This is a genomic window from Geobacillus sp. YF-1 (genome assembly GCF_052692335.1).
In genome coordinates this window covers 1193395-1219986 of record NZ_CP199850.1, presented here as the reverse complement: position 1 = coordinate 1219986, position 26592 = coordinate 1193395, and the positions used below count along the sequence as shown (strand labels likewise).

At 56.0% G+C, this 26592-nt stretch carries 26 protein-coding genes; all 26 read right to left on the bottom strand.

All coding sequences use genetic code 11. From position 1 onward, the window contains the following. Window positions 1-66 precede the first annotated feature (66 nt). The gene (gene pnp / locus ACTVIM_RS06190; protein ID WP_033023107.1) at window positions 67-2235 is read right to left on the bottom strand and encodes a polyribonucleotide nucleotidyltransferase; all 2169 of its coding nucleotides are present in this window, start codon (window positions 2233-2235) and stop codon (window positions 67-69) included. A gap of 141 nt (window positions 2236-2376) precedes the next feature. Beyond that, window positions 2377-2646, bottom strand: a complete 270-nt coding sequence (rpsO, locus tag ACTVIM_RS06185) for a 30S ribosomal protein S15 (RefSeq protein WP_033023106.1) — start codon at window positions 2644-2646, stop codon at window positions 2377-2379. 87 nt (window positions 2647-2733) lie between these two features. After that, the gene (ribF, locus tag ACTVIM_RS06180) at window positions 2734-3714 is read right to left on the bottom strand and encodes a bifunctional riboflavin kinase/FAD synthetase (RefSeq protein WP_033023104.1); all 981 of its coding nucleotides are present in this window, start codon (window positions 3712-3714) and stop codon (window positions 2734-2736) included. 38 nt (window positions 3715-3752) lie between these two features. Then, window positions 3753-4664 carry a tRNA pseudouridine(55) synthase TruB gene (gene truB, locus ACTVIM_RS06175; protein ID WP_033023103.1) on the bottom strand — a complete coding sequence of 304 codons (912 nt, stop codon included), beginning with the start codon at window positions 4662-4664 and terminating at the stop codon, window positions 3753-3755. 212 nt (window positions 4665-4876) lie between these two features. After that, entirely contained in the window at window positions 4877-5248 is a 372-nt protein-coding gene (gene rbfA, locus ACTVIM_RS06170) for a 30S ribosome-binding factor RbfA (RefSeq protein ID WP_033023102.1), read from the bottom strand. 15 nt (window positions 5249-5263) lie between these two features. Continuing rightward, window positions 5264-5542 carry a DUF503 domain-containing protein gene (locus tag ACTVIM_RS06165; RefSeq protein ID WP_033023101.1) on the bottom strand — a complete coding sequence of 93 codons (279 nt, stop codon included), beginning with the start codon at window positions 5540-5542 and terminating at the stop codon, window positions 5264-5266. Then, window positions 5539-7767, bottom strand: coding sequence for a translation initiation factor IF-2 (gene infB, locus ACTVIM_RS06160; RefSeq protein WP_445613971.1), 2229 nt, complete (start codon window positions 7765-7767; stop codon window positions 5539-5541). The genes ACTVIM_RS06165 and infB overlap by 4 nt, the downstream gene beginning before the upstream one ends. Window positions 7768-7780: 13 nt before the next feature. Next, entirely contained in the window at window positions 7781-8089 is a 309-nt protein-coding gene (locus ACTVIM_RS06155) for a YlxQ family RNA-binding protein (protein ID WP_033843530.1), read from the bottom strand. Further along, window positions 8079-8369, bottom strand: a complete 291-nt coding sequence (rnpM, locus tag ACTVIM_RS06150; RefSeq protein WP_033023089.1) for an RNase P modulator RnpM — start codon at window positions 8367-8369, stop codon at window positions 8079-8081. The genes ACTVIM_RS06155 and rnpM overlap by 11 nt, the downstream gene beginning before the upstream one ends. A gap of 12 nt (window positions 8370-8381) precedes the next feature. Further along, the gene (gene nusA, locus ACTVIM_RS06145; protein WP_033023087.1) at window positions 8382-9533 is read right to left on the bottom strand and encodes a transcription termination factor NusA; all 1152 of its coding nucleotides are present in this window, start codon (window positions 9531-9533) and stop codon (window positions 8382-8384) included. Between the two features lie 25 nt (window positions 9534-9558). Next, window positions 9559-10032, bottom strand: coding sequence for a ribosome maturation factor RimP (rimP, locus tag ACTVIM_RS06140; protein ID WP_033023085.1), 474 nt, complete (start codon window positions 10030-10032; stop codon window positions 9559-9561). 222 nt (window positions 10033-10254) lie between these two features. Further along, window positions 10255-14556 (bottom strand): PolC-type DNA polymerase III, encoded by a 4302-nt coding sequence (locus tag ACTVIM_RS06135; RefSeq protein ID WP_445614316.1) that lies wholly within the window; start codon window positions 14554-14556, stop codon window positions 10255-10257. A gap of 106 nt (window positions 14557-14662) precedes the next feature. Continuing rightward, window positions 14663-16366, bottom strand: coding sequence for a proline--tRNA ligase (locus tag ACTVIM_RS06130; protein WP_445613970.1), 1704 nt, complete (start codon window positions 16364-16366; stop codon window positions 14663-14665). Window positions 16367-16391: 25 nt separating this feature from the next. Continuing rightward, window positions 16392-17657 carry an RIP metalloprotease RseP gene (rseP, locus tag ACTVIM_RS06125; RefSeq protein WP_445613969.1) on the bottom strand — a complete coding sequence of 422 codons (1266 nt, stop codon included), beginning with the start codon at window positions 17655-17657 and terminating at the stop codon, window positions 16392-16394. A 2-nt stretch (window positions 17658-17659) separates the two neighbouring features. Continuing rightward, window positions 17660-18808 carry a 1-deoxy-D-xylulose-5-phosphate reductoisomerase gene (gene dxr, locus ACTVIM_RS06120; RefSeq protein WP_445613967.1) on the bottom strand — a complete coding sequence of 383 codons (1149 nt, stop codon included), beginning with the start codon at window positions 18806-18808 and terminating at the stop codon, window positions 17660-17662. A gap of 20 nt (window positions 18809-18828) precedes the next feature. Continuing rightward, complete coding sequence (locus tag ACTVIM_RS06115; RefSeq protein ID WP_033023075.1) at window positions 18829-19623, bottom strand: phosphatidate cytidylyltransferase; 795 nt, start codon at window positions 19621-19623, stop codon at window positions 18829-18831. After that, window positions 19620-20393 (bottom strand): isoprenyl transferase, encoded by a 774-nt coding sequence (locus tag ACTVIM_RS06110; protein WP_445613966.1) that lies wholly within the window; start codon window positions 20391-20393, stop codon window positions 19620-19622. Before ACTVIM_RS06110 ends, ACTVIM_RS06115 begins: the two co-directional genes overlap by 4 nt. Before the next feature lie 82 nt (window positions 20394-20475). Further along, entirely contained in the window at window positions 20476-21033 is a 558-nt protein-coding gene (frr, locus tag ACTVIM_RS06105; protein ID WP_033023066.1) for a ribosome recycling factor, read from the bottom strand. Window positions 21034-21035: 2 nt separating this feature from the next. Next, window positions 21036-21758: a UMP kinase gene (pyrH, locus tag ACTVIM_RS06100; RefSeq protein ID WP_033023064.1), complete on the bottom strand. Its 723-nt coding sequence runs from the start codon at window positions 21756-21758 to the stop codon at window positions 21036-21038. Window positions 21759-21826: 68 nt separating this feature from the next. Next, complete coding sequence (gene tsf / locus ACTVIM_RS06095) at window positions 21827-22711, bottom strand: translation elongation factor Ts (RefSeq protein WP_033023063.1); 885 nt, start codon at window positions 22709-22711, stop codon at window positions 21827-21829. A 156-nt stretch (window positions 22712-22867) separates the two neighbouring features. Beyond that, complete coding sequence (gene rpsB / locus ACTVIM_RS06090) at window positions 22868-23575, bottom strand: 30S ribosomal protein S2 (protein WP_033023265.1); 708 nt, start codon at window positions 23573-23575, stop codon at window positions 22868-22870. 162 nt (window positions 23576-23737) lie between these two features. Continuing rightward, a complete protein-coding gene (locus tag ACTVIM_RS06085) occupies window positions 23738-24406 on the bottom strand; it encodes a hypothetical protein (protein ID WP_445613965.1) in 669 nt (222 codons plus the stop codon). An 8-nt stretch (window positions 24407-24414) separates the two neighbouring features. After that, window positions 24415-24660 (bottom strand): hypothetical protein, encoded by a 246-nt coding sequence (locus ACTVIM_RS06080; protein WP_033023061.1) that lies wholly within the window; start codon window positions 24658-24660, stop codon window positions 24415-24417. A gap of 18 nt (window positions 24661-24678) precedes the next feature. After that, entirely contained in the window at window positions 24679-25434 is a 756-nt protein-coding gene (locus tag ACTVIM_RS06075; protein ID WP_445613964.1) for a FliA/WhiG family RNA polymerase sigma factor, read from the bottom strand. A 29-nt stretch (window positions 25435-25463) separates the two neighbouring features. Continuing rightward, on the bottom strand, window positions 25464-25961 hold the full coding sequence (locus ACTVIM_RS06070) for a chemotaxis protein CheD (RefSeq protein ID WP_033023057.1): 498 nt from the start codon (window positions 25959-25961) through the stop codon (window positions 25464-25466). Continuing rightward, complete coding sequence (locus ACTVIM_RS06065; protein WP_445613963.1) at window positions 25958-26590, bottom strand: chemotaxis protein CheC; 633 nt, start codon at window positions 26588-26590, stop codon at window positions 25958-25960. The genes ACTVIM_RS06070 and ACTVIM_RS06065 overlap by 4 nt, the downstream gene beginning before the upstream one ends. Window positions 26591-26592: the final 2 nt, after the last annotated feature.

Sequence of the window (26592 nt, the reverse complement as noted above, 5' to 3'; positions counted from 1 at the left end):
TTACTACAAAATATGTGGGCGGGGGACAGTGTAGAACATAACAAAAGAGCCTTAAGAAACAAATTCCTAAGGCTTCATGCGGTGGCGCTCCGGCCGTCTTCCCCGTTTTTCCCGCGTCTCTTTCGGCGCCTGGCCGATGCCGCGGGCGTCGCGCAACACCGCTTTGCGCGACAGGTTGACGCGTCCTTGTTTATCGATTTCTGTGACTTTGACTAAAATTTCATCGCCGATCGAAACGACGTCTTCGACTTTGCCGACCCGTTCTTCGGCCAGTTCGGAAATGTGGACAAGCCCGTCTTTGCCGTTGAACAGTTCAACAAAGGCGCCGAATTTTTCGATCCGCTTCACTTTGCCTAAATACACTTGGCCGACTTCGACTTCGCGGACGATGTCTTCGATGATTTGCTTCGCTTTTTGGTTGGCCGCTTCGTCGACCGACGAGATGAAAATCGTGCCGTCTTGTTCGATGTCGATTTTGACGCCGGTCTCGTCGATGATTTTGTTGATCTGCTTGCCGCTTGGTCCGATCACCTCGCGGATTTTGTCCGGATTGATGTGCATGATCAAAATTTTCGGCGCATATTGGGACAGCTCTTTGCGCGGTTCGCTGAGCGTCTGCATCATATGGTCCAAAATCTCCAGCCGCCCTTTGCGCGCTTGCATGAGTGCTTCTTCCAAAATGTCGCGCGTCAGTCCTTTAATTTTAATGTCCATCTGCAGGGCGGTGACGCCTTTTCTCGTGCCGGCGACTTTAAAGTCCATATCGCCAAGATGGTCTTCAATGCCTTGGATGTCGGTCAAAATCGTGTAATGATCGCCGTTTTTCACCAATCCCATGGCGATGCCGGCGACCGGCGCTTTAATCGGCACCCCGGCGTCCATCATCGCCAGCGTGCTGGCGCAAATGCTCGCTTGCGAGGTCGAGCCGTTCGACTCCAACACTTCGGAAACGAGGCGGATCGTATACGGAAACTCCCGCTCCGACGGCACGACCGGCTCAAGCGCCCGCTCGCCAAGCGCCCCGTGTCCGATTTCACGCCGCCCCGGCCCGCGCATCGGCCCCGTTTCCCCGACGGAAAACGGCGGGAAGTTGTAGTGGTGCATAAACCGCTTCGATTCTTCCAAATCAAGCCCGTCCAAAATTTGCACATCGCCGAGCGCCCCAAGCGTACAGACGCTTAACACTTGCGTTTGCCCGCGCGTAAACAGACCGGAGCCGTGCGTGCGCGGCAGGACGCCGACCGCCGACGAGAGCGGGCGAATTTCATCGACTTTGCGCCCGTCCGGACGAATTTTGTCCACCGTGATCAGACGGCGCACTTCCTCTTTCACGAGCTTGTGCAAAATTTCCTGCACTTGCTTCAACTTCTCTTCATCCGCTTCTTCCGCCTCGTATTTGGCGATGACGCCCGCTTTCACGTCTTCAATGGCCGCATCGCGCGCCAATTTTTCCGGCACTTGCACCGCCTTTTTAATATCGGCTTCCGCAAGCTGGCGAATTTCCGCCTCCAACGCTGGATCCGGCTCATACAGGACGACTTCCATTTTCTCTTTGCCGACTTGGGCGGCGATTTCCTCTTGGAAGGCGATGAGCCGCTTCACTTCCTCATGGCCGAACATAATCGCTTCGAGCATCACTTCTTCCGGCACTTCGTCCGCGCCGGCTTCCACCATGTTGATCGCGTCTTTCGTGCCGGCGACAACGAGATGCAGATCGCTTTTTTCCATTTGTTCGACCGTCGGGTTGATGACAAACTGGCCGTCGACGCGGCCGACGATCACGCCGGCGATCGGTCCTTCAAACGGAATGTCGGAAATCGTCAGCGCCAGCGAGGAACCGATTAAGGCGGCCACTTCTGGCGCGCAGTCTTGGTCAACGCTCATGACCATGGAGACGACCTGCACTTCATTGCGAAACCCTTCGGCAAAGAGCGGGCGAATCGGGCGGTCGATCAACCGGCTCACCAAAATCGCTTTTTCGCTCGGCCGGCCTTCGCGCTTAATAAACCCCCCGGGAATTTTCCCGACGGCGTACAGCCGCTCCTCATAGTTGACGGTCAGCGGGAAAAAGTCGACGCTTTTCGCTTCCCGCGATGCGGTGGCCGTGCTCAGCACAACCGTGTCGCCATAGCGGACGAGCGCCGCGCCGTTCGCCTGTTTCGCCAGTTCGCCGGTCTCGATTATGAGCGGGCGCCCAGCCACCTCGATGGAAAACACGCGTTTCTCTTGTTCCATACAGACGAGTACTCCTCTCTATGTACAAATGAAATGATGGATGCCGCTGATGATTAGTATGGACGAATCGGCGTCATTGTTATCATCGCCGTGTCAATCCCGCCTGCAAACTAGCAAAAAAGCGGGAATGCTCCCGCTTTTTTATCGACGTAATCCAAGTTTCTCAATCAATTCACGGTAGCGCGTCACATCTTTGTTGCGCAAGTAGGTCAATAGATTGCGGCGTTTCCCAACCATTTTCAGCAGGCCGCGCCGTGAATGATGGTCTTTTTTATGGACGCGCAAATGCTCGTTCAACGTATTGATTTGCTCCGTCAAAATCGCAATTTGCACTTCCGGAGAACCGGTGTCGTTCTCGTGGATTTTAAATTGCTCGATGATTTCGCGTTTACGTTCTTGCGTCAATGCCATCCTCGTTCACCTCCCTAGCTTGAAATCCCCGGTTGCCGAGCGGGCGTCGGTGACTCGCCTAGCCAAGCAACGGTTCACATACACTGATTAGAATACCTCTTTTTCCGGCAAAATGCAAGTCTTTTCATTGAAGCGCCGGAAATACTGCTCCGCCTCCTCCTTGTCGCGGGCGATTTGCGCGGCCAGTTCGTCAACGCTGGCAAATTTCCGTTCGCTCCGCAGCCGGCGGTGCCATTCGACGACGAGCGTTTGTCCATAAAGATCGCCGGAAAAATGGAACAAATGCACTTCGATCGTCGGCAGCCCTTCGCGCGCCGCATGAAACGTCGGTTTATATCCGACGTTCGCCACCCCTTCATACTCATTGCCATTGACGGTCACCTTGACGGCATAGACGCCGACTGCCGGCAAAATATAATCGCCGTTTAAGGCGATGTTCGCGGTCGGGAAGCCGATCGTCCGCCCGCGCCGCTCCCCGGCCACGACCGTTCCCTCGAGATCATAAAAGCGGCCGAGCAGGCGGGGAAGTTGATCCACGTCCCCGCTTTCAAGCAGCTTCCGCACGCGGGTGGAACTTACCTTTTCCCCATCGACGACGAGTTTCGGAATGACCGTCTGCCCAAATCGGCCGCGGGCGTGGGTTGGCATCGTCTCCATCGTTCCTTTTCCGAACCGCCCGTAAGTGAAGTCAAAGCCGGCGACCACGTGCTTGACATGCAGTCCGTCCAAATACTCGTCGACAAATTGCTCCGGCGCCAAGGCGGCAAACGTCGGCGTAAATTCGACCACGTACAGCCGATCGACGCCAAGTGATGCAATGAGCCGCTCTTTTTTGCCAAGCGGCGTGATGGCGCGAAGTTCAGGCTGTTTGCCGAGCACGACGGACGGATGGGGATGGAACGTCATCACCGCGCTTTCGTACCCGCGCTCCTTGGCAGCCTCGACCGCCGTTTTGATCACTTTTTGGTGGCCGAGGTGGATGCCGTCAAAATACCCGAGCGCCATCACGGCAGGGGGGAGCGCTTGCCGTTCGAGCTGATGCGGATGTGAAAGAAACAGCGTTTCCATATCGATAACCCACCTTCTTTGTTTCCGCCGCGCCTTTTTCATGAACGAAACACTTTGAGCGGCTTCATCAAGCCGGGGCGCGTCGGGTGCTTGACGTACAGAGCCAGCGCTTCCCGCTCAGGCGAAACGAGCACAATCGGTCCATCAACCTGCTCGAAAAATGCGGGAAGGCGAAGCAGCGCCCCGTTCTTTACTTTCTCTGCTACTTTATCATTGATTTGATATTTCGGCAAATGAAAGAGCGCTCGCTCAATCGGAATGATGAGGGAAGCGGCCGTTCCGTCAGCCGCTCGCCGGGCAAGCTCCGCCAACGTCACGCACTCCTCAAGCCGAAACGGCCCCGAGGCCGTCCGGACCAGATCGGACATGTGCGCCGGGTAGCCGAGCCGCTCGCCGATCGTCACCGCAAGCGTACGGACATACGTGCCTTTGCTGCATGTGACGCGAAAGCGGAACGACACCGTTTCCCCGGTGAACTGCTCACGCTCATCGAGCAGCTTCAGCTCATAAATCGTCACGCGCCGCACCGGACGCTCCACTTCGAGGCCGGCGCGCGCGTATTCATATAGTTTTTTGCCGCCCACTTTCACCGCGGAGTACATCGGCGGCGTTTGCTCTATTTCGCCAGTCAAGCTGTCCAGCACCGCTTCGATCTCCGCGCGCGCGATCGCCCGCTCGATCGGGCGGGCGGCGATGATGTCGCCATCGGCGTCTTCCGTTGTCGTCGCGGCGCCAAGCGTCACTTCTCCTTCGTACGTTTTCGTCGCGCCGGTTAAAAATTCAGCGATGCGCGTCGCCTTGCCAAGGCAAATGGGCAGTACACCGGACACGTTCGGATCCAACGTACCGGTGTGCCCCGCTTTTTTGACGCCGAGCAGGCGGCGCACGCTCGCCACACAGTCATGCGATGTCATTCCTTTCGGTTTATGGAGCAGCAATACCCCGTCCATCGGCGCACCCTTTCTGTTTCCATACTCGCAAATGAAAAGGAACGTCCGCTGCCGCTTTTCGTCCTCGTTTGCGGATAAAGCGCGGCAAAGAGGGTGTCCCAAAAGGATCGGGATCCTCTCTTTTATTGCTCTATATACGTGCTGACTGCTTCTGCCGCACGATCGGTCGTGCCGATCTTGAAGGCAGCCAACCTTTTCGGTCAGCCCCCTTGCTACTGCTTATCCGCATTCTCGTCAGCTTCCTTGCTGTCCGAAAGTTGCCGGATCAGCTGCTCAATGCGGCTTCCGTATTCGATCGTTTCGTCGATTTCAAACAAAATGTCCGGCGTTTTGCGCAGGCGGATGCGCTGCCCGATTTCCGAGCGGATAAACCCTTTTGCTTTTTCCAGCGCCTTCAGCGTCTCTTCCCGCTGTTTGTCATCGCCCAAGATGCTGATGTACACTTTGGCCTGCTGCAAATCGCCCGTCACGCGCACATCGGTCACCGTCACAAAGCCGATGCGCGGGTCTTTCAGCTTGCGACCGATAATGTCGCTCAGCTCTTTTTTCATCTGCTCGCCCACGCGAGTTGCCCGTATATTCATCATCCATCACCTCGATCACAGCCACTCGAATACTGTCGCCGCCCGCTCCAACTCGGGAAACGAATCGAGCAACGCCAACGCCCGTTCGAGCTCCCGTTCGGCAGCGCGGCGGCTGGACGCGATGGCAACGAGGCCGATTTTCGCCCGCTGCCACGCTTCTTGATGATCGATTTCCGCCACCGACACGTTGTACCGTTGCCGGATTCTCGTCAGCACCCGCTGCAAGACGGCTCGTTTGTCCTTCAGCGACCGGGCGTTGTAGATCAGGCACTCGCACGCGGCGAATCCGATCATGCCCGAGCCACTTCCTGCATAACGTACGCCTCGATGACGTCCCCTTCTTTAATATCGTTGAAGTTTTTGATCGTCACGCCGCACTCATAGCCTTGCGCCACTTCGCGCACGTCGTCTTTGTACCGCTTGAGCGAATCGATTTCCCCTTCATAGACGACGATGCCTTGGCGAATGAGGCGCACTTTGCTGTCGCGAGTGATTTTGCCGTCGGTGACGTAGCAGCCGGCGATCGTGCCGACTTTCGACACCTTAAACGTTTGCCGCACTTCCGCTTGGCCGATCACTTTTTCTTCGTATTCCGGATCGAGCATTCCTTTCATGGCCGCCTCAATTTCCTCGATGACGTTGTAAATGATGCGGTGGAGGCGGATGTCCACTTTTTCCGATTCGGCGGCGCGCTTCGCGTTGGCGTCCGGACGGACGTTAAAGCCGATGACGATGGCGTTTGAAGCCGTCGCCAACGAAATGTCCGATTCGGTGATGGCGCCAACGGCAGCGTGGATGATTTTCACCCGCACGCCTTCGACGTCGATTTTTTGCAAGGCGGCGACAAGCGCTTCAACCGATCCTTGGACGTCGGCCTTGACGATCAAGTTCAGCTCTTTCATTTCGCCTTGCTTAATTTGCTCAAACAGATCGTCCAAGCTGATGCGCGTTTTGACGCTCCGCTGCTCCTGCAGCTGCCGCTGCGCCCGCACTTCGGCGATTTGCCGCGCTTTTTTCTCATCTTCAAACACCATAAAGCGGTCGCCGGCTTGCGGCACATCATGCAGACCGGTGATTTCGACCGGCATCGATGGCCCCGCCTCTTTGACGCGCCGGCCGCTGTCGTTCACCATCGCGCGCACGCGCCCGTACGTCGTGCCGACGACGATCGGATCGCCGATGCGAAGCGTTCCGGTTTGGATCAACAGCGTCGCCACCGGGCCGCGCCCTTTGTCAAGCTTCGCTTCAATCACCGTGCCGATGGCGCGCCGGTTCGGGTTCGCTTTTAATTCTTCCATTTCGCTGACGAGCAAAATCATCTCAAGCAAGTGGTCAATGCCTTCTTTCGTTTTCGCCGACAACTTGCAGAAAATCGTATCCCCGCCCCATTCTTCCGGAACGAGGTTGTATTCCATCAGCTCCTGCATGACGCGGTCTGGGTTGGCTTCCGGTTTATCCATTTTGTTGATGGCGACGATGATCGGCACGTTGGCGGCCTTGGCGTGGTTGATCGCTTCGACCGTTTGCGGCATGACCCCGTCATCGGCAGCGACAACAAGAATGACGATATCCGTCACTTGCGCGCCGCGCGCCCGCATCGTCGTAAACGCCTCATGCCCCGGCGTATCGAGGAACGTAATTTTTTTGTCGTTGACGGTCACTTGGTACGCCCCGATGTGCTGGGTAATGCCGCCCGCTTCTTGCTCCGTCACTTTCGAATGGCGGATCGCATCGAGCAGCGTCGTTTTTCCGTGGTCGACGTGCCCCATGATCGTCACGACCGGCGGCCGTTCCACGAGATCTTCCGGCGCGTCGACAATCTCGATCGTTTCGAAGTTCGTTTCATCGATCGTCACTTTTTCTTCGACTTCGACGCCGTAATCGGAGCAGATCAGTTCGATCGCGTCCTTGTCTAAATCTTGGTTGATGGTCGCCATCACGCCGAGCATAAACAGCTTTTTAATGATTTCCGACGGCTCGCGGCCCAATTTTTTCGCCAGCTCGGCTACCGTCAGCGAACCTTCGAACGTAATTTTTTTCGGCAGCTCTTTTTCTTTTTTCACCGGCTGCGGCGGCTGCTTCGCGGCCGGGGCGGCTTGTTTTTTCCCTTTGGCCGGCCCTTTGCCTTTCTTTTTCGCCGCTTGGAGCAGCTTTTTCTCCTGCTGCTGGGCTTCGGTTTTTTTCGTTTCCTTCCCTTTTGGCGCACCTTTTTTCTTCACCGGCTTGCTTTTCGCCGCTTCTTTTCCATCGTCAAACAGCTCTTCATCAGCAAAATCGGTCGCTTTCGCCGGCGTCGGCCGCTTCGGCTTCTCCGGCTTTTTCCCTTTCTTTTCCTCTTTTCGCCCGTCTTTTTTCCCCGTGTTCGGGCGGTATTGATGATCGAGCTTTTCGACGACATCGGCCTCGAGCATGGTCATATGATTGTTCACTTCAATGTTCATTTCTTTCAATTTATGGATAACGTCCTTGCTAGGCACGTTTTGTTTTTTGGCGTATTCGTAGACACGCATTTTGGACATACATTCACCCCCATTAAGATCGGTCGAGCATCGTCAGCAGTTGACGCGCGAACCCTTCATCGGTGACGGCGACGACGACGCGGGCGTCTTTGCCGATCGCCCCGCCAAGCGTATAGCGGTCCGGCACTTTGCAAAGCGGAACGCCATAAAACGCGCACTTGTCGGTCACTTTTTTTTCCGTATTGGCCGATGCGTCTTCGGACAATAAAACGAGCTGCGCTTTGCCCCGCTGCACTTCTTTGACGACAAGCCCTTCGCCGGAAACGACTTTTCCGGCCCGCTGCGCCAGCCCTAGCAGCGATGCCCAGCGGCTATTGTTCATGGCCCGTGCGCTTCTCCTTTTCCGCCAACGCGAGCAGCTCGTCATACAGCGTTTCCGCAATTTCGGCCTTTAAATGGCGGGCCAAAATGTTTTTCTTTTTGGCCAGCAAAATGCATTCCGGATCCAACGTCATGTATGCGCCGCGCCCCGCCTTCTTGCCGGTCGGGTCGATCGACACCTCCCCGTCTTTGGAGCGGACGATGCGCACCATTTCCCGTTTCGGTTTCATCTCTCCGGTGACGACGCATTTGCGTAACGGAATTTTCTTTTGCGCTGCCATCTCCATTCCCCCTCACTCGATGTCTGCCGGTTCAGTGAACGGTTGGCCGCTTTCCTCACTATGTTCATTATCAGCCGCCGCGCCGCTGAAATCAAGCGAAGTGGATGGCGCATATGGGTCAATGCCCATTTCCCGCGCTTCTGATTCGCTTTTAATATCGATTTTCCAGCCGGTTAATTTCGCTGCCAGCCGGGCGTTTTGCCCGCGCTTGCCGATGGCGAGCGACAGCTGGTAGTCGGGAACGACGACGGTCGTCGCCTTTTGTTCCTCGTTCACGATGACGCGCAGCACTTTCGCCGGGCTGAGGGCGTTGGCGACAAACTCAACCGGGTCCGCCGACCAGCGGACGATATCAATTTTTTCCCCGTTCAGTTCATCAACGACCGCTTGGACGCGCTGCCCCTTCGGCCCGACGCAGGCGCCCACCGGATCGACCTCCGGGTTGTCGGAATGAACGGAAATTTTTGACCGGTCGCCAGCTTCGCGGGCGATGGACTTAATTTCGACCGTGCCATCGTAAATTTCCGGCACTTCCAGCTCAAACAGCCGCTTCAGCAAGCCCGGATGAGTGCGAGAAACGAAAATTTGCGGCCCTTTTGTCGTTTTTTCCACTTTGGTAATGTAGACTTTCAGCCGATCGTGCGGCTTGTACGTTTCGTTCGGCATTTGTTCGTTTGCCGGCAGAAGCGCCTCCGCTTTGCCGAGGCTGACGTAGACAAAGCGCGGATCGATGCGCTGAACGATGCCGGTCATAATATCTTCCTCGCGGTCGACGAACTCGGCGTAAATAATGCTCCGCTCCGCTTCGCGCACGCGCTGGGTGACGACTTGCTTCGCCGTCTGCGCCGCGATGCGCCCGAAATCGCGCGGCGTCACTTCCAGTTCGACGACGTCGCCGATCTGATAGTTCGGATTGATTCGCTGCGCTTCTTCAAGCGAAATTTCGAGGCGCGGGTCGGTCACTTCTTCGACGACGTCCTTGCGCGCGAGCACGCGGATCGTGCCGGTGTCCATGTTGAAGTCGACGCGCACGTTTTGCGCTTGGCCGAAATTGCGCTTGTATGCCGAAACGATCGCCGCTTCGATCGCTTCCACGATGACTTCTTGGCTGATGCCTTTTTCCCGCATCAGGTCGGCTAACGCCTCAAGCAGTTGCGTATTCATGAAACGAAAATCCCCCTTTTGCCACTTAGAAGAAAATGACAGCTAGCCTTGCGCTTGCCACTTTGTCATACGGAATGGCGACCGTTTTTTGCCGCCCGCGGTCTTTTACCGACAGCGTCACGGTCGTTCCGTCAAAAGCGGACAGCTCGCCTTCGAATTGTTTTTCTCCCTCAATCGGCTCATACGTTTTGATCACGACATGTTTCCCGACCGCTTTGTAAAAATCGGTTTCATTTTTCAGCGGCCGCTCCGCCCCCGGCGATGAGACTTCCAAGAAATAGTTGTGGGGAATCGGATCGACTTCATCGAGCTTTTCGCTCAGTTTTTCACTGACAACGCCGCACTGTTCAATATCGACCCCGTTCTCTGAATCGATAAAAACGCGCAAGAACCAGTTCTTCCCTTCCTTCACATATTCGATGTCCACGAGCTCCAGCCCCATTTCGTCCAAAATGGGCGCCACGAGTTGTTCGACCGTGTCTGTCACTTTTTTGCCCATCGTTTTCCTCCTTACCGAGCCAAGCTGCACGTATGGCATAATGAGAAAATCCCCTGCTCAAGGCGGGGAATGAACGAAAGACGGATGCCGATTCAAGACGAAAGAGTGGGTTTCCCCACTCTTTGCCTGCCATTATCTTTGCCAATTCCACTAAAACTATAACATATTGGTAATGATATTGCAACGGAAAACGGCCGCAAAAAAGCAGGCCGTTTTCCGCCGTCAAAACAGTGACAGCTGGTTATGGTCGGGAAGCGAGTCGAGGCAGCCGCGCTGTTCCAGATATTCCAACAGCGTTTTCGACACTTTGCCGCGCTGTTGCAAATCTTCTTTGGATAAAAATTCACCTTCCTCACGGGCGCGCACGATCGCTTGTGCCACGTTGTCGCCAAGGCCGGGAATGGCGTTAAACGGCGGAATGAGCGAATGGCCGTCAATGACGAATTCGGTCGCCTGTGAACGGTACAGATCAATATTTTTGAACGAAAAGCCGCGCTCACACATTTCCAGCGCCACCTCTAAGACGGTGAGCAAACTTTTCTCCTTCGCTGTCGCTTGGATGCCTTTGGCGTTAATTTCTTCAATCCGCTTGCGAATGGCGGCCGATCCTTTGATCATGGCGTCAAGGTCGAAATCTTCGGCCCGCACCGTGAAGTACGACGCGTAATACAAGAGCGGATGATGCACCTTAAAGTAGGCGATACGCACCGCCATTAACACGTAGGCGGTGGCGTGCGCTTTCGGGAACATGTACTTGATTTTTTTGCATGACTCAATGTACCACTCCGGCACGTCGTGTTTGCGCATTTCCGCTTCGAATTCCGGCGTCAATCCTTTCCCTTTGCGCACCGATTCCATAATTTTAAACGCCAGCGACGGCTCGAGCCCGCGGTAAATGAGATAGACCATGATGTCGTCGCGGCAGCCGATCACTTCCGACAGCGTGCACGTCCCGCTTTGAATGAGCTCTTGCGCATTGCCGAGCCACACATCGGTGCCGTGCGACAACCCGGAAATTTGTACGAGCTCGGAAAACGTTTTTGGTTTTGTCTCTTCCAACATTTGTCTTACGAAGCGCGTGCCAAACTCTGGAATGCCGATCGTGCCGACGTTGCACATAATTTGTTCCGGCGTGACGCCGAGCGGTTCGGTGCTGCTGAAAATGCCCATCACATCCGGATCATCGGTCGGGATCGTTTTCGGGTCGATGCCGCTTAAATCTTGCAGCATGCGGATGACCGTCGGATCGTCGTGCCCGAGAATATCAAGCTTCAGCAAATTATCGTGAATCGAGTGGAAGTCGAAATGGGTCGTCCGCCATTCGGAGGACGTGTCATCGGCCGGATATTGAATCGGCGTAAAGTCGTAAATTTCCATATAATCGGGGACGACGATAATGCCGCCTGGGTGCTGCCCGGTCGTCCGCTTCACCCCGGTGCAGCCGGCCGCGAGCCGGTCGATTTCCGCGCCGCGCAGCTCGAGGTTATGGTCGCTCGCATAGCCTTTGACAAATCCGTACGCCGTTTTGTCGGCCACCGTGCCGATCGTGCCCGCGCGGTAGACGTTGTCTTCGCCAAACAGCACTTTCGTATAGTTATGGGCACGCGGCTGGTATTCCCCTGAGAAGTTCAAGTCGATATCCGGCACTTTGTCGCCTTTAAAGCCGAGGAACGTCTCAAACGGGATGTCTTGCCCGTCTTTTTTGTATTTCGCCCCGCATCGCGGGCAGTTTTTATCCGGCAAGTCAAAGCCCGAGCCGACCGACCCATCGTTGAAAAACTCGGAATGCTTGCAGCTTGGGCAGACGTAATGCGGCGGCAGCGGGTTCACTTCGGTAATTTCCGTCATCGTCGCGACAAACGATGATCCGACCGACCCGCGCGAGCCGACGAGGTAGCCGTCATCAAGCGATTTTTTCACGAGCTTATGCGAAATCAAATAAATGACGGCAAACCCATGGCCGATAATGCTGTTCAGCTCTTTTTCGAGCCGCTCTTCGACGAGCTTTGGCAACGGATCTCCATAAATTTCCTTCGCCCGCCGGTAGCTCATCTCGCGGATTTCCTCATCCGCGCCGTCAATGCGCGGGGTGTACAACTCGTCTTTGATCGGCTTGACATCGCCGATTAACGAGGCGATTTTCTGCGTGTTGTCGACGACGATTTCTTTCGCCTTTTCCGGCCCTAAAAACGAGAAGCAATCGAGCATTTCATTCGTCGTCCGGAAATACACATCTGGCAGGTCGTGCCGGTTGAGCGGATTCGCTCCGCCTTGCGAGTGGATCAAAATTTTTCGGTAAATTTTGTCCTCCCGATTCAAGTAATGAACGTTGCCGGTGGCGACAACGGGAATATTCAGCTTCTCGCCAAGGGCGACGATGTGGCGGATGATGGTTTTGATCATCTCTTCGTCTTGCACATAGCCCATTTCAATGAGCGGCTTGTACACATCCGGCGGATGCACTTCGAGAAAATCGTAAAAGCGAGCCAAGTCTTCCACTTCTTCCGGCGCCTTTTGGATCAAGTTGTCAAACAGCTCTCCTTTGTCGCAGCCCGAACCGACAAGCAAGCCTTCGCGGTGCTTCACAAGCACGGAGCGCGGGATGCGCGGCACGCGATGAAAATAGTGAATGTGCGACAAGGACACGAGCTTAAACAAATTTTTCAGCCCCGTCTCGTTTTGCGCCAGCAGCGTCGCGTGAAACGGGCGGGCAAGGCGGTAGGACGCCTCGCTGTGCGTGCGGCTGTTCAGTTCATCATGATACAAAATGCCCCGCTCTTCCGCTTCTTTTAACAGCCGCATGAGCAAATGACCGGTTGCCTCGGCGTCATAAATCGCCCGGTGGTGCTGCGTCAATTCGATAGCAAACTTTTTGCATAGCGTGTTAAGACGATGGTTTTTCAAATCCGGGTATAGAAAGCGGGCGAGCTCGAGCGTGTCAATGACGGGATTCGGCACGTGGCCGCGCCCCATTTTCGCGAGGCCAGCATTTAAAAAGCCGATGTCGAAGCTGGCGTTGTGGGCGGCGAGCGTCGCGTCGCCGGCCCAGTCGATAAAGCGAGCCAGCACTTCCTCCGGCTGCGGTGCGCCCTTTACCATCTCATCGGTAATGCCGGTCAGTTCCATCGTCGTCACGGACAACGGGTGGCCCGGATCGGCAAACGACATGAACCGGTCGATGATCTCGCCGTCTTTCACCTTCACCGCCGCCAGCTCGATGACCGTGTTGTACACGGCCGACAGCCCCGTCGTTTCGACGTCAAAAACGACATACGTCTCATCGGAAAGGCGGCGATGCGCCTCATTGTAGGCGATCGGCACGCCATCATCGACGATATTGGCTTCGAGGCCGTAAATCACCTTTATGCCGTGTTTTTTCGCCGCGCTGTACGCCTCCGGGAACGACTGAACGACCGCGTGATCGGTGATGGCAACGGCCGGATGCCCCCATTTTTTCGCCTGCTCAATAAGCGTTGCCACCGGTGTGACGGCATCCATTTGGCTCATCGGTGTATGCAAATGAAGCTCGACCCGCTTGTTTCCTTCCGGCGCCGTATCGTGCCGCTCATTGGCGGCGATTTCATTCAAATCGTTGGCGATGAGAACGAGATCGCGGACGAACGTATCGTTTTGCACGCTGCCGCGCACTTTCACCCACATGCCCTTTTTGACGCTGTGCATCAGTTCGGCATCTTCTTTGTCGCGCGAGAACATTTTGACTAAAATCGAGTTCGTGTAATCGGTGATTTTGGCCGTCAGCAGCGTGCGACCGCTTTTGAGTTCGCTCACTTCGGCGGCAAACACGTACCCTTGGACGACGACGCGCCGCTCTTCCTCGACGATCGTCTCGAGCAGGCGCACCGGCTCCTCGTCGCGAATCGGGTAGCCGATGACAAGCGGACCAGACGGAGCGCTTGTCGCTGTTTTTTCCTCTTCTTTCGCCAAATCGGTCAGCACGGCGAGCGCCCGTTCTTCATCCTCTTGCCGCTTTTGCGCCAAAAACTGCTCCATTTCTTGGTCGACCGGCTCAATAGTAACGTCAAGCTGAAGAGACGGAAACCCAAACGACATGTATACATCGGCGATTTTTTTGGCGAACCGCCGCTTCATGGCCAACGCTTCCGCCTCGTGCCGGGCTTTGACGATGAGCTTGTTTCCGCTCACGGCCGGCGTCTGACGGCGGAGCGCGTCCACGAGCGGGGAGACGCCTTCCTGCAGCTGCTCAAGGCAAAGCGGCCAATACGCCTGCACATCCGCCTCCGTCACGTGCGGCGCGTCGACTTCGACCGTATGGCGAACGGCGGCAATATGGCGAAACGCCGCTTGCAGCCGGTTGGCAAATGTTTGATAGACGTCAGCCGGCAGCACGTTGGCGAAGCGAAAATAAAAATGCCAGCTCTTTTCGTGCTTATCAATCACCACTTTGCGAATCGCCGCCTCCCGAAAATGCGGCAGCCATTCATCCGACGTCATGTTCAGCTGCTCGAGCAGCACAAGAAACCGCTCTTTTTGCGCATTCATCATGGCTTCCCCTCGCATGAAATCGTTTCTCTTTTTCTATCATACCATACGAACGGCAACAGCGCCGGCGAAAAAGACAGCCATCGTCTTGTTCACCAGCGCTGTTCGTTCACCCTTGCAAGAGACGGCGCACCGTCTCGATGAGATCGGCGACCGGCACATCAAACGACTCGCCGGTTTTCCGCACTTTGACTTCGACAACGCCTTCACCGGCCCGCTTGCCGACGGTGACGCGGAGCGGGATGCCGATCAAGTCGCTGTCGGCAAATTTCACTCCCGCGCGCTCGGGACGGTCGTCGTACAAAACGTCGAACCCCGCTTGTCCAAGCTTGTCGTACCATTCCTCGGCGAGCGCCCGCTGTTCATCGCTTTTGGCGTTCGCCGTCAGCAAATGAACGTGGAACGGCGCGACTGAAACCGGCCAGACGAGCCCGTGTTCATCGGCAAATTGCTCGGCAATCGCCGCGACAAGCCGGGAAACGCCGATGCCGTAACAGCCCATGATCATCGTCTGCGCTTGACCGTTTTCATCGAGATAAACGGCGTTCATCGCTTCGCTATATTTCGTGCCAAGCTTGAACACATGGCCGACTTCAATGCCGCGGGCGAAGCGGATCGTCCCTTTGCCATCGGGAGCCGGGTCGCCTTCTTGGACGAAACGCAAATCCGCATATTGGCTGACGGGAAAATCGCGGCCGGGGTTGACCCCCGTATAATGATAGCCTTCCTCATTGGCGCCGCAGACGCCGTTGACGATTGCCGCGATGGCATGATCGGCGATCACCTTCACCTCTTCCTTGACGCCGATCGGGCCGAGCGAGCCGACCGGAGCGTTCATGACTTGCCTCGTTTCCTCCGGCGTCGCCAGTCTCACCACCGTCGCGTCCAAGACGTTTTTCACTTTGACTTCATTCGCTTCGTGGTCGCCGCGGACGAGCACGAGCACGTAGCGGCCATCGACGTGAAACAAGAGCGATTTGATGCAGCGCTCCGGCGCGACTTGCAAGTACGAAGCCACTTCCGCGATCGTTTTTTGCCCCGGGGTCGCCACCTTTTTCAGCTCGGCCGGTGGCTCATCAGGCTTTTCATACGTGGCGACGACCGGCGCCATCTCGATGTTGGCCGCATAATCGGACGCATCGGAATAGGCGATCGTATCCTCGCCGATGTCGGATAACACCATAAACTCGTGCGTGTCTTTGCCGCCGATCGCCCCCGAATCGGCGATGACGGCGCGGAAGTTTAAGCCGCAGCGGCGGAAAATGTTCGCGTACGCTTCGTACATGTTGTTGTACGTTTCGTCGAGGCTTTCTTTCGACGTATGGAACGAATACGCGTCTTTCATGATAAATTCCCGTCCGCGCAGCAGCCCAAAGCGCGGACGTTTTTCGTCGCGGAATTTCGTTTGAATTTGGTACAAGACGAGCGGCAGCCGCTTGTACGTTTTCACCTCGTCGCGGACGATCGCTGTGATCATTTCCTCATGCGTCGGCCCGAGGGCGAAATCGCGCTCATGGCGGTCTTTCAGGCGCATGAGCTCGGGACCGTATGAATACCAGCGGCCGGACTGCTGCCAAAGCTCAGCCGGCTGCAACGCCGGCATGAGGAGCTCCATCGCCCCGATGCGGTTCATCTCCTCCCGGATGATCGCTTCTACTTTTTGCAAAACGCGTTGCCCGAGCGGCAAAAACGTATAGACGCCGCTCGTGCTTTGGCGGATGAAACCGGCCCGCAACAGAAGCTGATGACTTTTCACTTCCGCGTCCGCCGGCACTTCACGCAACGTCGGAATAAACGCTTGACTTTGTCTCATTCATTCGCCACCTCGTTCTCTCTCTTTATAGGAAAAATTTTTGAATGTCGTTCCATGTCACCACAAGCATGAGCAGCATGAGCAGAGCGAAGCCGATAAAATGGACCATTCCTTCTTTTTGCCGGTCGACCGGCTTGCCGCGCACCGCTTCAATGGCGAAAAAGAGCAGCCGTCCGCCGTCGAGCGCCGGCAACGGCAACAAGTTGATAATCCCAAGGTTGATGCTTAAAATCGCGCCCCATTTCATCAAGTAGTAAATGCCGGATTCGGCGACTTTGCCAGTCGATACGGCGATGCCGACCGGTCCCGACAGCATGTCAAGATGAAACTGGCCGGTGATCAACCGACCGAGGCCGGCGACAATTTCTCGCGTCCAGTAGTACGTCTCGGTCAACCCTTGCTTCACGGAGCCAAACACCGACTTTTCCATCGGCTGATAGACCCCGATCAAACCGATCGTCTCCCCTTGAATCGTCTTCGCTTCCGGAGTGACGGCAACGGTCATGTCTTTTCCGTCCCGCCGAATTTGAAACTGGAGCGTTTCTTGCGGATGGCTGCGAATCGTGTTGACGATTTCCGTCCATGTGTCCATCCGTTCGCCGTTGATCGCCACCACTTCATCTCCTTGCTTCAAACCAGCGGCGCGCGCTGCCCCGTCAGGCGTCAGCTCGCCGATCACCGGCTTGTCGACCGGATAGCCTTGCAAAAGGCCGATCAAAATAAAGACGACAAGCGCCAAGACAAAGTTGGCGAGCGGTCCGGCCAAGATCGTCATCGTGCGCTGCCCGAGCGTTTTGGCGGCAAACTGACGGTGGTACGGAGCGATTTGAATTTCTTGGCGATCGGCGACGAAAAACGCCGGCTCTTTGATGGCAAAACGCTCAAGCCGCTCTCCGTCGACATACCCGGTCACGTACATGCCATGCTCCAAATCAGCGTCTTCCACTTCAATAATGCGGGCGTTTGGATAATCGTCTTTATGGTTGACGATGATTTTTTCCACTCTTCCGTCACCGTCAAGCAAAAGACCAACGATTTGTCCCCGCTTCAATTCAATCATTTCCGGATCTTCACCGGCCATGCGGACGAAACCGCCAAGCGGAAGCAGCCGGACGGTGTAGACCGTCTCTTTTTTCTTCACCGAAAACACTTTCGGCCCAAAGCCGATGGCAAATTCACGGCAAAGGATGCCGGCCCGCTTCGCTAACAGCAAATGGCCCAACTCGTGGAAAAAGACGAGGGCACCAAAGACGACGATAAATGAAATGATCGATTCCAACGTTTCAACCACCTTTATGATAGTAGTGTGCGAACGTAAGCGCGCGTGTCCGCGTCAATCGCGCGAATCTCTTCAAGCGATGGATCGCTGATCGGCTGGTGGCGCTCAAGGGCCCGTTCGATCCACTTTTCGATCGCCAAAAACGGGATGCGCCCGGCTAAAAACGCCGCCACCGCCTCCTCATTGGCCGCGTTCAACACCGCTGGCAGCGAGCCGCCCCGCCTTCCAGCCTCGTAGGCCAATCGCAGGCAACGATAGCGCTCGAAGTCGACCGGGGCAAAATGAAGCGATCCGATCGCCGCCAAATCGAGCGGTTGCGCCGCAGAAAGCGGCAGCCGTTCCGGATAGGTGAGGGCGTATTGAATCGGAACGCGCATGTCCGGTGTGCCGAGCTGGGCAAGCACGCTCGTATCGCGAAACTGAACGAGCGAATGGATGACGCTCTCGCGGTGCAGGACGACATCGATCCGCTCATACGGCAGCCCGAACAGCCAGTGCGCTTCGATCACTTCAAATCCTTTGTTCATCATCGTCGCCGAATCGATCGTAATTTTCGCCCCCATCGACCAATTCGGATGACAAAGCGCCTCCTCGACCGTGACCCCAGCAAGCTCCTCGCGCGTCCTGTCGCGGAAGCTGCCGCCGGAGGCCGTTAAAATGAGTTTGTCAACCTGTTCGAGCTTCTCCCCTTGCAAGCACTGGAAGATGGCGGAATGCTCGCTGTCGACCGGGAGCAGCGGCACCCCGCGCTTTTCGGCCGCCGCGGTCACCAAATGACCGGCAACGACCAATGTCTCCTTGTTGGCCAACGCGATCGTTTTGCCCGCCTCGATCGCTTTTAACGTCGGCACAAGACCGACGCTGCCCACGACAGCGGTGACGACGATGTCAGCGTCCGGATGGACGGCGGCTTCAATCAGCCCGTCCTCCCCGTACACGACCGTTGTCCGCCCGCCGTATTCGCTGCAAAGCGTCTCATACGCGCCGCGATCGGCGACGGCGACAAGGCGCGGGGCAAATTCGGCCATCAATTTCCGCGCTGCTTCGACGTTTCTCCCGACCGACGCAGCGACAAGACGAAAGCGGTCGGGATGGGCGCGGATGACGTCGAGCGTCTGCGTGCCGATCGACCCGCTCGCCCCCAATAAACTGATCGATTTCAATCGTTTCACTCCTCACCCGCTTATCGTATCGCTTCGATGAATATGTATAAAAGCGGCAGCACAAACAACAGGCTGTCAAACCGATCCAAGACGCCGCCATGTCCCGGCAAAATCGCTCCCGAGTCTTTCACCCCGTAATGGCGCTTGAACGCCGACTCGACCAAGTCGCCGAGCTGGCCGAACACGGAAAGCAACAACGCGAGCGATAGCGCCGCGGCAAAGCTGGCAAACGGCTCCGCCGCCCACTCGTAAACGGCGGCGACCACAACGGCCGAGACAATGCCGCCAAGAGCTCCCTCCACCGTTTTTTTCGGGCTGATCTCCGGCCATAGCTTGCGCCGCCCGAATGCGCGCCCGCAAAAGTACGCGCCAATGTCGGTCGCCCAAATGACGAACAGCGCATAAACCAAATAGGACAACCCGGTTAAACGAATGGCGGCAAAACAGAAAAATCCGACGCCGACATACAACACCGCCAAGACGACAAACGCCGCCTCGTCAAACGTCAACGCGTTTTTGGTCACTACCGTCGCGATGAGCAACAAAAAGGCAAGGCCGACGATCACGGCGAATTTGGCCGCACCGGCTGACAGCCACTCTCCGCCGTAGCGAGCGGGAACGAGCAGCAGCCAAAGAGCGGCAAAGCCGGCCGCCCCTGCCAACGACAGCGGCCGCATTCCTTTCATCCGCAGCAGTTCGAACAGTCCAACCGTCGCTATGATATATGTTACTATTATAAACGGAAATCCGCCAAAAATAACAATCGGCAAAAAGAGCGCCGCCGCGATCACTCCGGTGATGATTCGCTGTTTCATTGCGCCGACACCCCCCCAAACCGGCGGTCGCGCCGCTGGTAGGCAGCAATCGCCTCTAAAAAATGCTGTTCGGTAAAATCGGGCCATAACACATCGGTAAACCAAAGTTCCGTATACGCGAGCTGCCAAAGCATAAAATTGCTGAGGCGGATTTCTCCGCTCGTCCGAATGAGCAAATCCGGATCTTGGAGCCCCCCCGTCATCAAATACGAAGAAATGAGCGGCTCGGTAATGTCTTCCGGCGCAAGCGCCCCGCGCTCGACCTCTTTGGCGATTTGCTGGACGGCGGCGGTAATTTCCGCCCGGCTTCCGTAGTTGAGGGCAAAATTCAGCACCAACCCCGTGTTGCCGCTTGTATCTTGAATGGCTTTTTCGACCGCTCGGCGCGTATGGTCCGGCAGCGCCTCCATATGACCGATGACCTGCACTTTCACGTTCTCAGCGATCAACTCGGGAAGGAACGTCGTCAAAAACTGCTCGGGCAGCTTCATCAAGTAATCGACTTCACCTTTCGGTCGCTTCCAATTTTCGGTGGAAAACGCGTAAAGGGACAAGACGCGAACCCCAAGCCCGTTAGCGAAGCGGGTGATTTTGCGCACCACTTGCATCCCTTCGTAATGGCCGGCCGCCCTTGGCAGCGCCCGCCTTTTCGCCCATCTTCCGTTGCCGTCCATGATGATGGCGACATGGTTCGGAATCGGCCGCCTAAGCACCTCTTCTTTCGTCACCGGTGCGCCTTCCTCGTTCATTTTTCGCCTTTTAGTAAACATATAAGTCCTCCGCGAACGTGTTTTGCTTTTCCATTATAGCAAAAAAACCCTCCATGAACATAGAGGGTTTGCAACGTTTTGCCTATACTTCCATGACTTCTTTTTCTTTCTCTTTCGTAATGGCATCGATTTTGGCGATGTGGTCATCGGTCAGCTTTTGCACTTCATCGGTGTAGCTGCGGAGCTCGTCTTCCGTAATCTCGCCGCTTTTCTCGAGCTTTTTCAATTCATCGTTCGCGTCGCGGCGGATGTTGCGCACGGCGACTTTCGCGTCTTCGGAATATTTTTTGACCAGTTTCGCCAGCTCGCGGCGCCGTTCTTCGGTGAGCGGCGGAATGACCAAGCGAATGACGGATCCGTCATTCGACGGCGTCAGCCCTAGATCCGAGGCCAAAATCGCTTTCTCCATCTCTTTAATGACCGATTTGTCATACGGCTGAATGACAAGCATGCGCGCTTCCGGCACGCTGATGGAAGCGAGCTGGTTGATCGGCGTCGCAACGCCATAATAATCGACGGTCACTTTCTCCAGCAACCCGGCGTTCGCCCGCCCGGCGCGCACCGTCGCCAGCTCGCGAGTGAACGCTTGCACCGCTTTATCCATCTTCTCTTTCGCCTGTTGGATCACGTGTTTGGCCATCGTTATTTCCCCCTCACGATCGTTCCAATATTTTCGCCTAATACAGCGCGTTTAATGTTTCCTTCTTCCATAATCGAAAAAACGATAATCGGAATGTTGTTATCCATGCAAAGCGAAGAAGCGGTCGAATCCATGACGGCAAGGCCTTGTTTAATGACGTCCAAGTACGATAGTTCCTCGTATTTGACCGCATTGGCGTCGACCTTCGGATCGGCGCTGTAGACGCCATCGACGTTGTTTTTCGCCATGAGAATGACGTCCGCCTCGATTTCCGCCGCCCGGAGCGCCGCCGTTGTATCGGTGGAAAAATACGGGTTGCCGGTGCCGGCGGCGAAAATGACGACCCGCTTTTTCTCCAAATGGCGGATCGCCCGGCGGCGAATGTACGGTTCGGCGACTTGCCGCATCTCGATCGATGTTTGCACCCGCGTTTCCACGCCGAGCTGCTCAAGGCTGTCCTGCAAGGCGAGCGCGTTCATCACCGTCGCCAACATGCCCATATAGTCGGCCGTCGCCCGGTCCATCCCCATTTCGCTTCCCGTTTTTCCGCGCCAAATGTTGCCGCCGCCGACGACGATGGCGACCTCAACACCGAGGTCAGCCACCTCTTGGACTTGTTTGGCGATCGACTGGATGACGGCCGGCTGGATGCCAAAGCCTTGTTTTCCGGCGAGCGCTTCCCCGCTCAACTTTAACACGACGCGTTTGTACTTTGGTTGTTCCATGTCAAACCTCCATGATGCGAATCGCTTTGAAAAACAGGGAACACGCGCGTGTTCCCTGTTGCGGTCCGTCATTGCTTTCTGACTTGGCTCATCACTTCTTCGGCGAAATTGTCTTGACGTTTTTCGAGCCCTTCGCCGACTTCATAGCGGATGAACTGCTTCACAGCCGCTCCGTTCGACTCGACGTATTGGCGCACCGTCACATCCGGGTTTTTCACGAACGCTTGCTCAAGCAGGCAAACGTCTTCGTAAAACTTGTTCAGCCGGCCTTCGACCATTTTTTCGACGATGTTTTCCGGCTTGCCTTCGTTTAACGCCTGCTGCTTCAACACTTCGCGCTCATGCGCGACCTCTTCTTGCGGCACCTCATCGCGCGAGACGTATTTCGGGTGAAGCGCCGCGATGTGCATGGCGACATCTTTGGCGACGTCTTCGCTCGCGCTGCCGGCTAATAACGTTAATACGCCGATGCGCCCGCCCATGTGCAAGTACGCGCCAAACGTTTCGCCGTCCGCTTTGTTGACGACGGCAAAGCGGCGGAGCGTAATTTTTTCGCCGATTTTCGCAATCGCTTCGTTGATGTAGTCTTGGACGGTCGAGCCGTTGTCCATCGTTTGTCCGAGCGCTTCATCGAGCGAAGCCGGTTTTTGTTTCAGCAAGTGGGCGGCCAACGTTTTTACAAGCGCTTGAAACTCTTCGTTTTTGGCGACGAAGTCCGTTTCCGAGTTCACTTCCAAAATGACAGCGGTGTTGCCTTCCACAGCGATGTAGGCGACCCCTTCGGCCGCGATGCGATCCGCTTTTTTCGCCGCTTTGGCAATTCCTTTTTCGCGCAGCCAGTCGATCGCTTTCTCCATGTCACCGTTCGTTTCGGTGAGCGCTTTTTTGCAGTCCATCATGCCTGCGCCCGTTTTTTCGCGCAGCTCTTTGACCATTTGTGCTGTAATCGCCATAAAAAAATCCTCCTTCGCTTTGTTGCGTATATGTATCGATGCCGGCAGCGGATGCCTGTTTTGCCCTTATTCGTTAGTATAGCCAAAAGTTGCTCGTTTCTGTCTCAAAAAAAGGTGATAAAAGGCTTTCCCTCTTATCACCTTTCGTGAGCGCCATTACTCCGCTGCGACGGCCGCCTCTTCGCCCTGTTTCGCTTCCAAGACAGCGTCGGCGATTTTCGAAGTCAACAGCTTGACCGCGCGAATGGCATCATCGTTGGCCGGGATGACGTAGTCGATTTCATCCGGATCGCAGTTCGTGTCGACGATGCCGATGATCGGGATGTTCAACTTGCGCGCCTCCGCCACCGCGATCCGCTCTTTGCGCGGGTCGATGACGAACAGCGCATCCGGCAGCTCTTTCATGTCTTTGATGCCGCCCAAAAATTTCTCGAGCCGCTCTTTTTCTTTTTTCAAGCCGATGACTTCTTTTTTCGGCAGAACGTCAAATACGCCGTCTTCTTCCATTTTTTCAATTTCGCGCAGCCGCTTGATCCGTTTTTGGATCGTCGCGAAGTTCGTCAGCGTGCCGCCGAGCCAGCGCTGATTGACATAAAACATGCCGCAGCGCTCCGCTTCTTCCTTGACGGATTCTTGCGCTTGTTTTTTCGTGCCGACGAACAAAATTTTGCCGCCGTTCGCCGCCAAGTCGCGGACGAAGTGATACGCTTCCTCGACTTTTTTCACCGTTTTTTGCAAGTCGATGATGTAAATGCCGTTGCGTTCCGTAAAAATGTATTTTTTCATTTTCGGGTTCCAACGGCGCGTCTGATGTCCAAAGTGGACGCCAGCTTCGAGCAATTGCTTCATGGAAATAACCGACATGAGTAATCCTCCTGTTTCTTTGATGGTTTTCGTTCCTCCGCCTGCCTCATCCCCCAGCAAGACTGGCCGCACCAGCACCGTTGCCGGAATCATCAGGCGTGTGTATTCACACCATGTAAAAATATATCATATTTATCGGGCGCAAATCAAGCGATGATTCGCTCATTGGCTCGTTTTTCTCGCGAATTTCAGCAGCAACTCCACTTCTGTCTTCCCTTTGCCAAGCTGTTTGGCGAGCTCTTCGACCGTCGCTCCTTGTTCATAGCGGCGGAGAACGAGCTCAGCGGACTGAGCCAACGGGGACAAATCAAGCACATCTTCGATGGCGTCGACCGGCAGGAAGTCACTTGGTGCCTCACGTTTTTCCTGCTCTTGAGCCTCGCTCGTTGGGGCGCCCGCCTGCATCGGTTGTTCCGTTTCGCCATCCGTCACATCGGATGCCAAACGATTCCCTCGAGCGGTTTGCCCAAGTTCCGCGCCGCGTTCACCGTCCCTTGGCAGCGCCGCGCCTTCTTCGGGCCGCGTCGCCGGTTGGCCATGCTGCTGCGCGCTCATCGCAGCGGGCGGCTCCTCTTCAGTGAGCAGGCCGGTCGGGGGCGGCACCGGGCTCGCCGCCGACGCCTCCTTGTTGTTCAGCAAGCGGTCAAGTTCGGCCAAAAAACGGTCGTTTTCTTCTTTCCAGAGAGCGAGCTGCGCCGCCATCGCCTCTTCAAGCTCCGCAGCGCGCGCTTCGGCCTCTTTAAGCCGCGATAACCGCAGAAAAAGCAACACAATCAACAAAAAAGAAAAGAGATGCAACAGCAGACTAATGACAAGCCAAAACGCTTCCATGATGGTCACTATCCTTTAAGATCGATCGTTTTTCCTTTATACGGATGACTTCCGAACCGCGACGCCTCCCACCGAGCCTGGTCGTTCGTCCGCTTGTCGGTCACCCGGCGGCGCGCCTGTTCCCGCTGTTTTTCGGCTGCGGCCGCCAATTGCGCCTGCACCGTATACGGATGCTGCGCCGCGGCGGCCTGCATGTTTCCAGCTTCGGGCGCTTTCGGCATCACGCTTTGCAGCGCCGGCAGTTGAACGTCCATCTTCCCGCTCCCTTTCCATCACCGCTGTATATCGAAAAAGCGGCGCAATTTCCACAACGCTTTAGCATGAATTTGGGAAATTCTTGATGTGGACAAGCGTAGAAGATTCCCGATTTCCGTAAACGTCAACTCCTCTTTGTAAAACAAACTGATGACAAGCTGCTCCTTTTCATTCAGCTGTTTGATGCCCTCGGCCAGCTTTTCCACCAGCTCCTGCTTGACGACCTGTTCTTCCGGCAGCACGGCACGATCATCCCGGATCGAAAACGCTTCGTCCTCTTCTTCAGCCGCCGTCTGGCCGAGCGGCAGCCAATGAGAAAACAGCGTCTCGCCGGCCGCCGCCTGCACTTCATCCTCCGTCATGCCAAGCTCGGCGGCGATTTCCTTTGCCGTCACCGACCGCATATGTTGCTGCACGAGCCGCTCCGCCGTTTCTTCGATTTTTTTCGCTTTGTCGCGCACGCTCCGCGGCAGCCAGTCTTGCTTGCGCAAACCGTCCAAGATGGCGCCGCGGATGCGAAACGAGGCATACGTGTCAAACTTGAGATCGCGCGATGGGTCAAACTTTTCAAGCGCATCGTACAAACCGACAAGCCCCAAGCTGACAAGCTCCTCTTTGGGCACGGAGCTCGGCAGCGTGGCGGCAAGCCGCTGCACGTGGTAGGAAACGAGCGGCATATAGCGCACCACAAGTTCCTCGGCCGCATGACGGTCGCGGCGGTTGACCCAGTCATCCCAATATTTCCGCTCTTCACCTTTTACCGCGCTCCCCATCATTCTCCCCCTCGTCTTGCACAACGGCGTTATATTTCCTTGAGTTCCTGGCTAGCCGTGCGAATGGACAGCACGCCTGTTTGCGGATGAAACTCAATCGTCCGGCCGTTATGGCCGCCGACGTCTTCGGCGACAACCGGAATATGAAACCGTTCGAGCTGTTTTTTGACTTCTTCGACATTGCGGGCGCCAATGCGCATCATATCTCCGCCGGCCGCAGAAAACGAAAACATTTGCGCTCCGCCGGCCAGCTTCGCTCTTAGCATTCCCTTCCGGCCCCCGGCGGCAACGACGAGCCGAATGAGCGCTTCCACCGCCGTGTCGGCGTACTTGGCAACGTTGATGTCCCCGCCGCGCGCCATCGAGGAATGCGGCAGCATCACGTGCGCCATGCCGGCCACCGCTTTGCCGATGTCATAAATGACCACGCCGACGCACGATCCAAGGCCGCATGTACGAATGACGTTCGGCGCTTTGACGACCTCCATTTCAGCGATGCCGATTTTCACAGCCTGCACAATGCTCATCCGCCGCTCACACCTAACGCACGAAAGATGGTGGAAAACGATTCCGGATCGGGAAGGAGAAAGAAATGGCCGTCAATGCTTTCATTGGGCCGCCGTTCATCGTAAATGGCCGTATCGATCAAAATGGCGTAATCACCGGCGCGCGACAGCTCCAGCAGACCGAACGACAACACCGCTCCGAGCATATCGATCGCCAGCGCCGGCACCGAAGGATGGAGCGCGAGCTGTGTAAAATCAGCAAGCGCCGACAAATACGAGCCGGCTAAAATGTTTCCGAGCTCTTGGAGCGCCGAACATCCAAGCTCATCGGCCCCGTCCTGAAACGAAAACGAATCGTCGCCGATCATGCGCCGCACAAACCGCTCCGCCTGCTCCGGCGGCAGCACGAAGAACATATTCCCCGGCGCTTCCCCTTCGATCCGCAAATAGACGCACGCCACCACTTGCTCCGGCCCGCCGATCAGCTCCATCATTTCAGCGAACGTCGCGATTTGGACGCGCGGCACCGACATCTCGATTTTTTTGTTTAATAGAAGCGACAAGGCTGTGGCGGCGTTGCCAGCGCCAATATTGCCGATTTCGCGCAAAATATCGATATGTGTTCCTGTCAAGCTGCGGACATCATCCAACC

Bases quoted from the DNA above. Each gene is read 5' to 3' on its own strand.
- pnp (WP_033023107.1), bottom strand. From the start codon at position 2,235: ATGGAACAAGAGAAACGCGTGTTTTCCATCGAGGTGGCTGGGCGCCCG.
- rpsO (WP_033023106.1), bottom strand. From the start codon at position 2,646: ATGGCATTGACGCAAGAACGTAAACGCGAAATCATCGAGCAATTTAAA.
- ribF (WP_033023104.1), bottom strand. From the start codon at position 3,714: ATGGAAACGCTGTTTCTTTCACATCCGCATCAGCTCGAACGGCAAGCG.
- truB (WP_033023103.1), bottom strand. From the start codon at position 4,664: ATGGACGGGGTATTGCTGCTCCATAAACCGAAAGGAATGACATCGCAT.
- rbfA (WP_033023102.1), bottom strand. From the start codon at position 5,248: ATGAATATACGGGCAACTCGCGTGGGCGAGCAGATGAAAAAAGAGCTG.
- ACTVIM_RS06165 (WP_033023101.1), bottom strand. From the start codon at position 5,542: ATGATCGGATTCGCCGCGTGCGAGTGCCTGATCTACAACGCCCGGTCG.
- infB (WP_445613971.1), bottom strand. From the start codon at position 7,767: ATGTCCAAAATGCGTGTCTACGAATACGCCAAAAAACAAAACGTGCCT.
- ACTVIM_RS06155 (WP_033843530.1), bottom strand. From the start codon at position 8,089: ATGAACAATAGCCGCTGGGCATCGCTGCTAGGGCTGGCGCAGCGGGCC.
- rnpM (WP_033023089.1), bottom strand. From the start codon at position 8,369: ATGGCAGCGCAAAAGAAAATTCCGTTACGCAAATGCGTCGTCACCGGA.
- nusA (WP_033023087.1), bottom strand. From the start codon at position 9,533: ATGAATACGCAACTGCTTGAGGCGTTAGCCGACCTGATGCGGGAAAAA.
- rimP (WP_033023085.1), bottom strand. From the start codon at position 10,032: ATGGGCAAAAAAGTGACAGACACGGTCGAACAACTCGTGGCGCCCATT.
- ACTVIM_RS06135 (WP_445614316.1), bottom strand. From the start codon at position 14,556: ATGATGAATGCGCAAAAAGAGCGGTTTCTTGTGCTGCTCGAGCAGCTG.
- ACTVIM_RS06130 (WP_445613970.1), bottom strand. From the start codon at position 16,366: ATGAGACAAAGTCAAGCGTTTATTCCGACGTTGCGTGAAGTGCCGGCG.
- ACTVIM_RS06115 (WP_033023075.1), bottom strand. From the start codon at position 19,623: ATGAAACAGCGAATCATCACCGGAGTGATCGCGGCGGCGCTCTTTTTG.
- ACTVIM_RS06110 (WP_445613966.1), bottom strand. From the start codon at position 20,393: ATGTTTACTAAAAGGCGAAAAATGAACGAGGAAGGCGCACCGGTGACG.
- frr (WP_033023066.1), bottom strand. From the start codon at position 21,033: ATGGCCAAACACGTGATCCAACAGGCGAAAGAGAAGATGGATAAAGCG.
- pyrH (WP_033023064.1), bottom strand. From the start codon at position 21,758: ATGGAACAACCAAAGTACAAACGCGTCGTGTTAAAGTTGAGCGGGGAA.
- tsf (WP_033023063.1), bottom strand. From the start codon at position 22,711: ATGGCGATTACAGCACAAATGGTCAAAGAGCTGCGCGAAAAAACGGGC.
- rpsB (WP_033023265.1), bottom strand. From the start codon at position 23,575: ATGTCGGTTATTTCCATGAAGCAATTGCTCGAAGCTGGCGTCCACTTT.
- ACTVIM_RS06085 (WP_445613965.1), bottom strand. From the start codon at position 24,406: ATGGAAGCGTTTTGGCTTGTCATTAGTCTGCTGTTGCATCTCTTTTCT.
- ACTVIM_RS06080 (WP_033023061.1), bottom strand. From the start codon at position 24,660: ATGGACGTTCAACTGCCGGCGCTGCAAAGCGTGATGCCGAAAGCGCCC.
- ACTVIM_RS06075 (WP_445613964.1), bottom strand. From the start codon at position 25,434: ATGGGGAGCGCGGTAAAAGGTGAAGAGCGGAAATATTGGGATGACTGG.
- ACTVIM_RS06070 (WP_033023057.1), bottom strand. From the start codon at position 25,961: ATGAGCATTGTGCAGGCTGTGAAAATCGGCATCGCTGAAATGGAGGTC.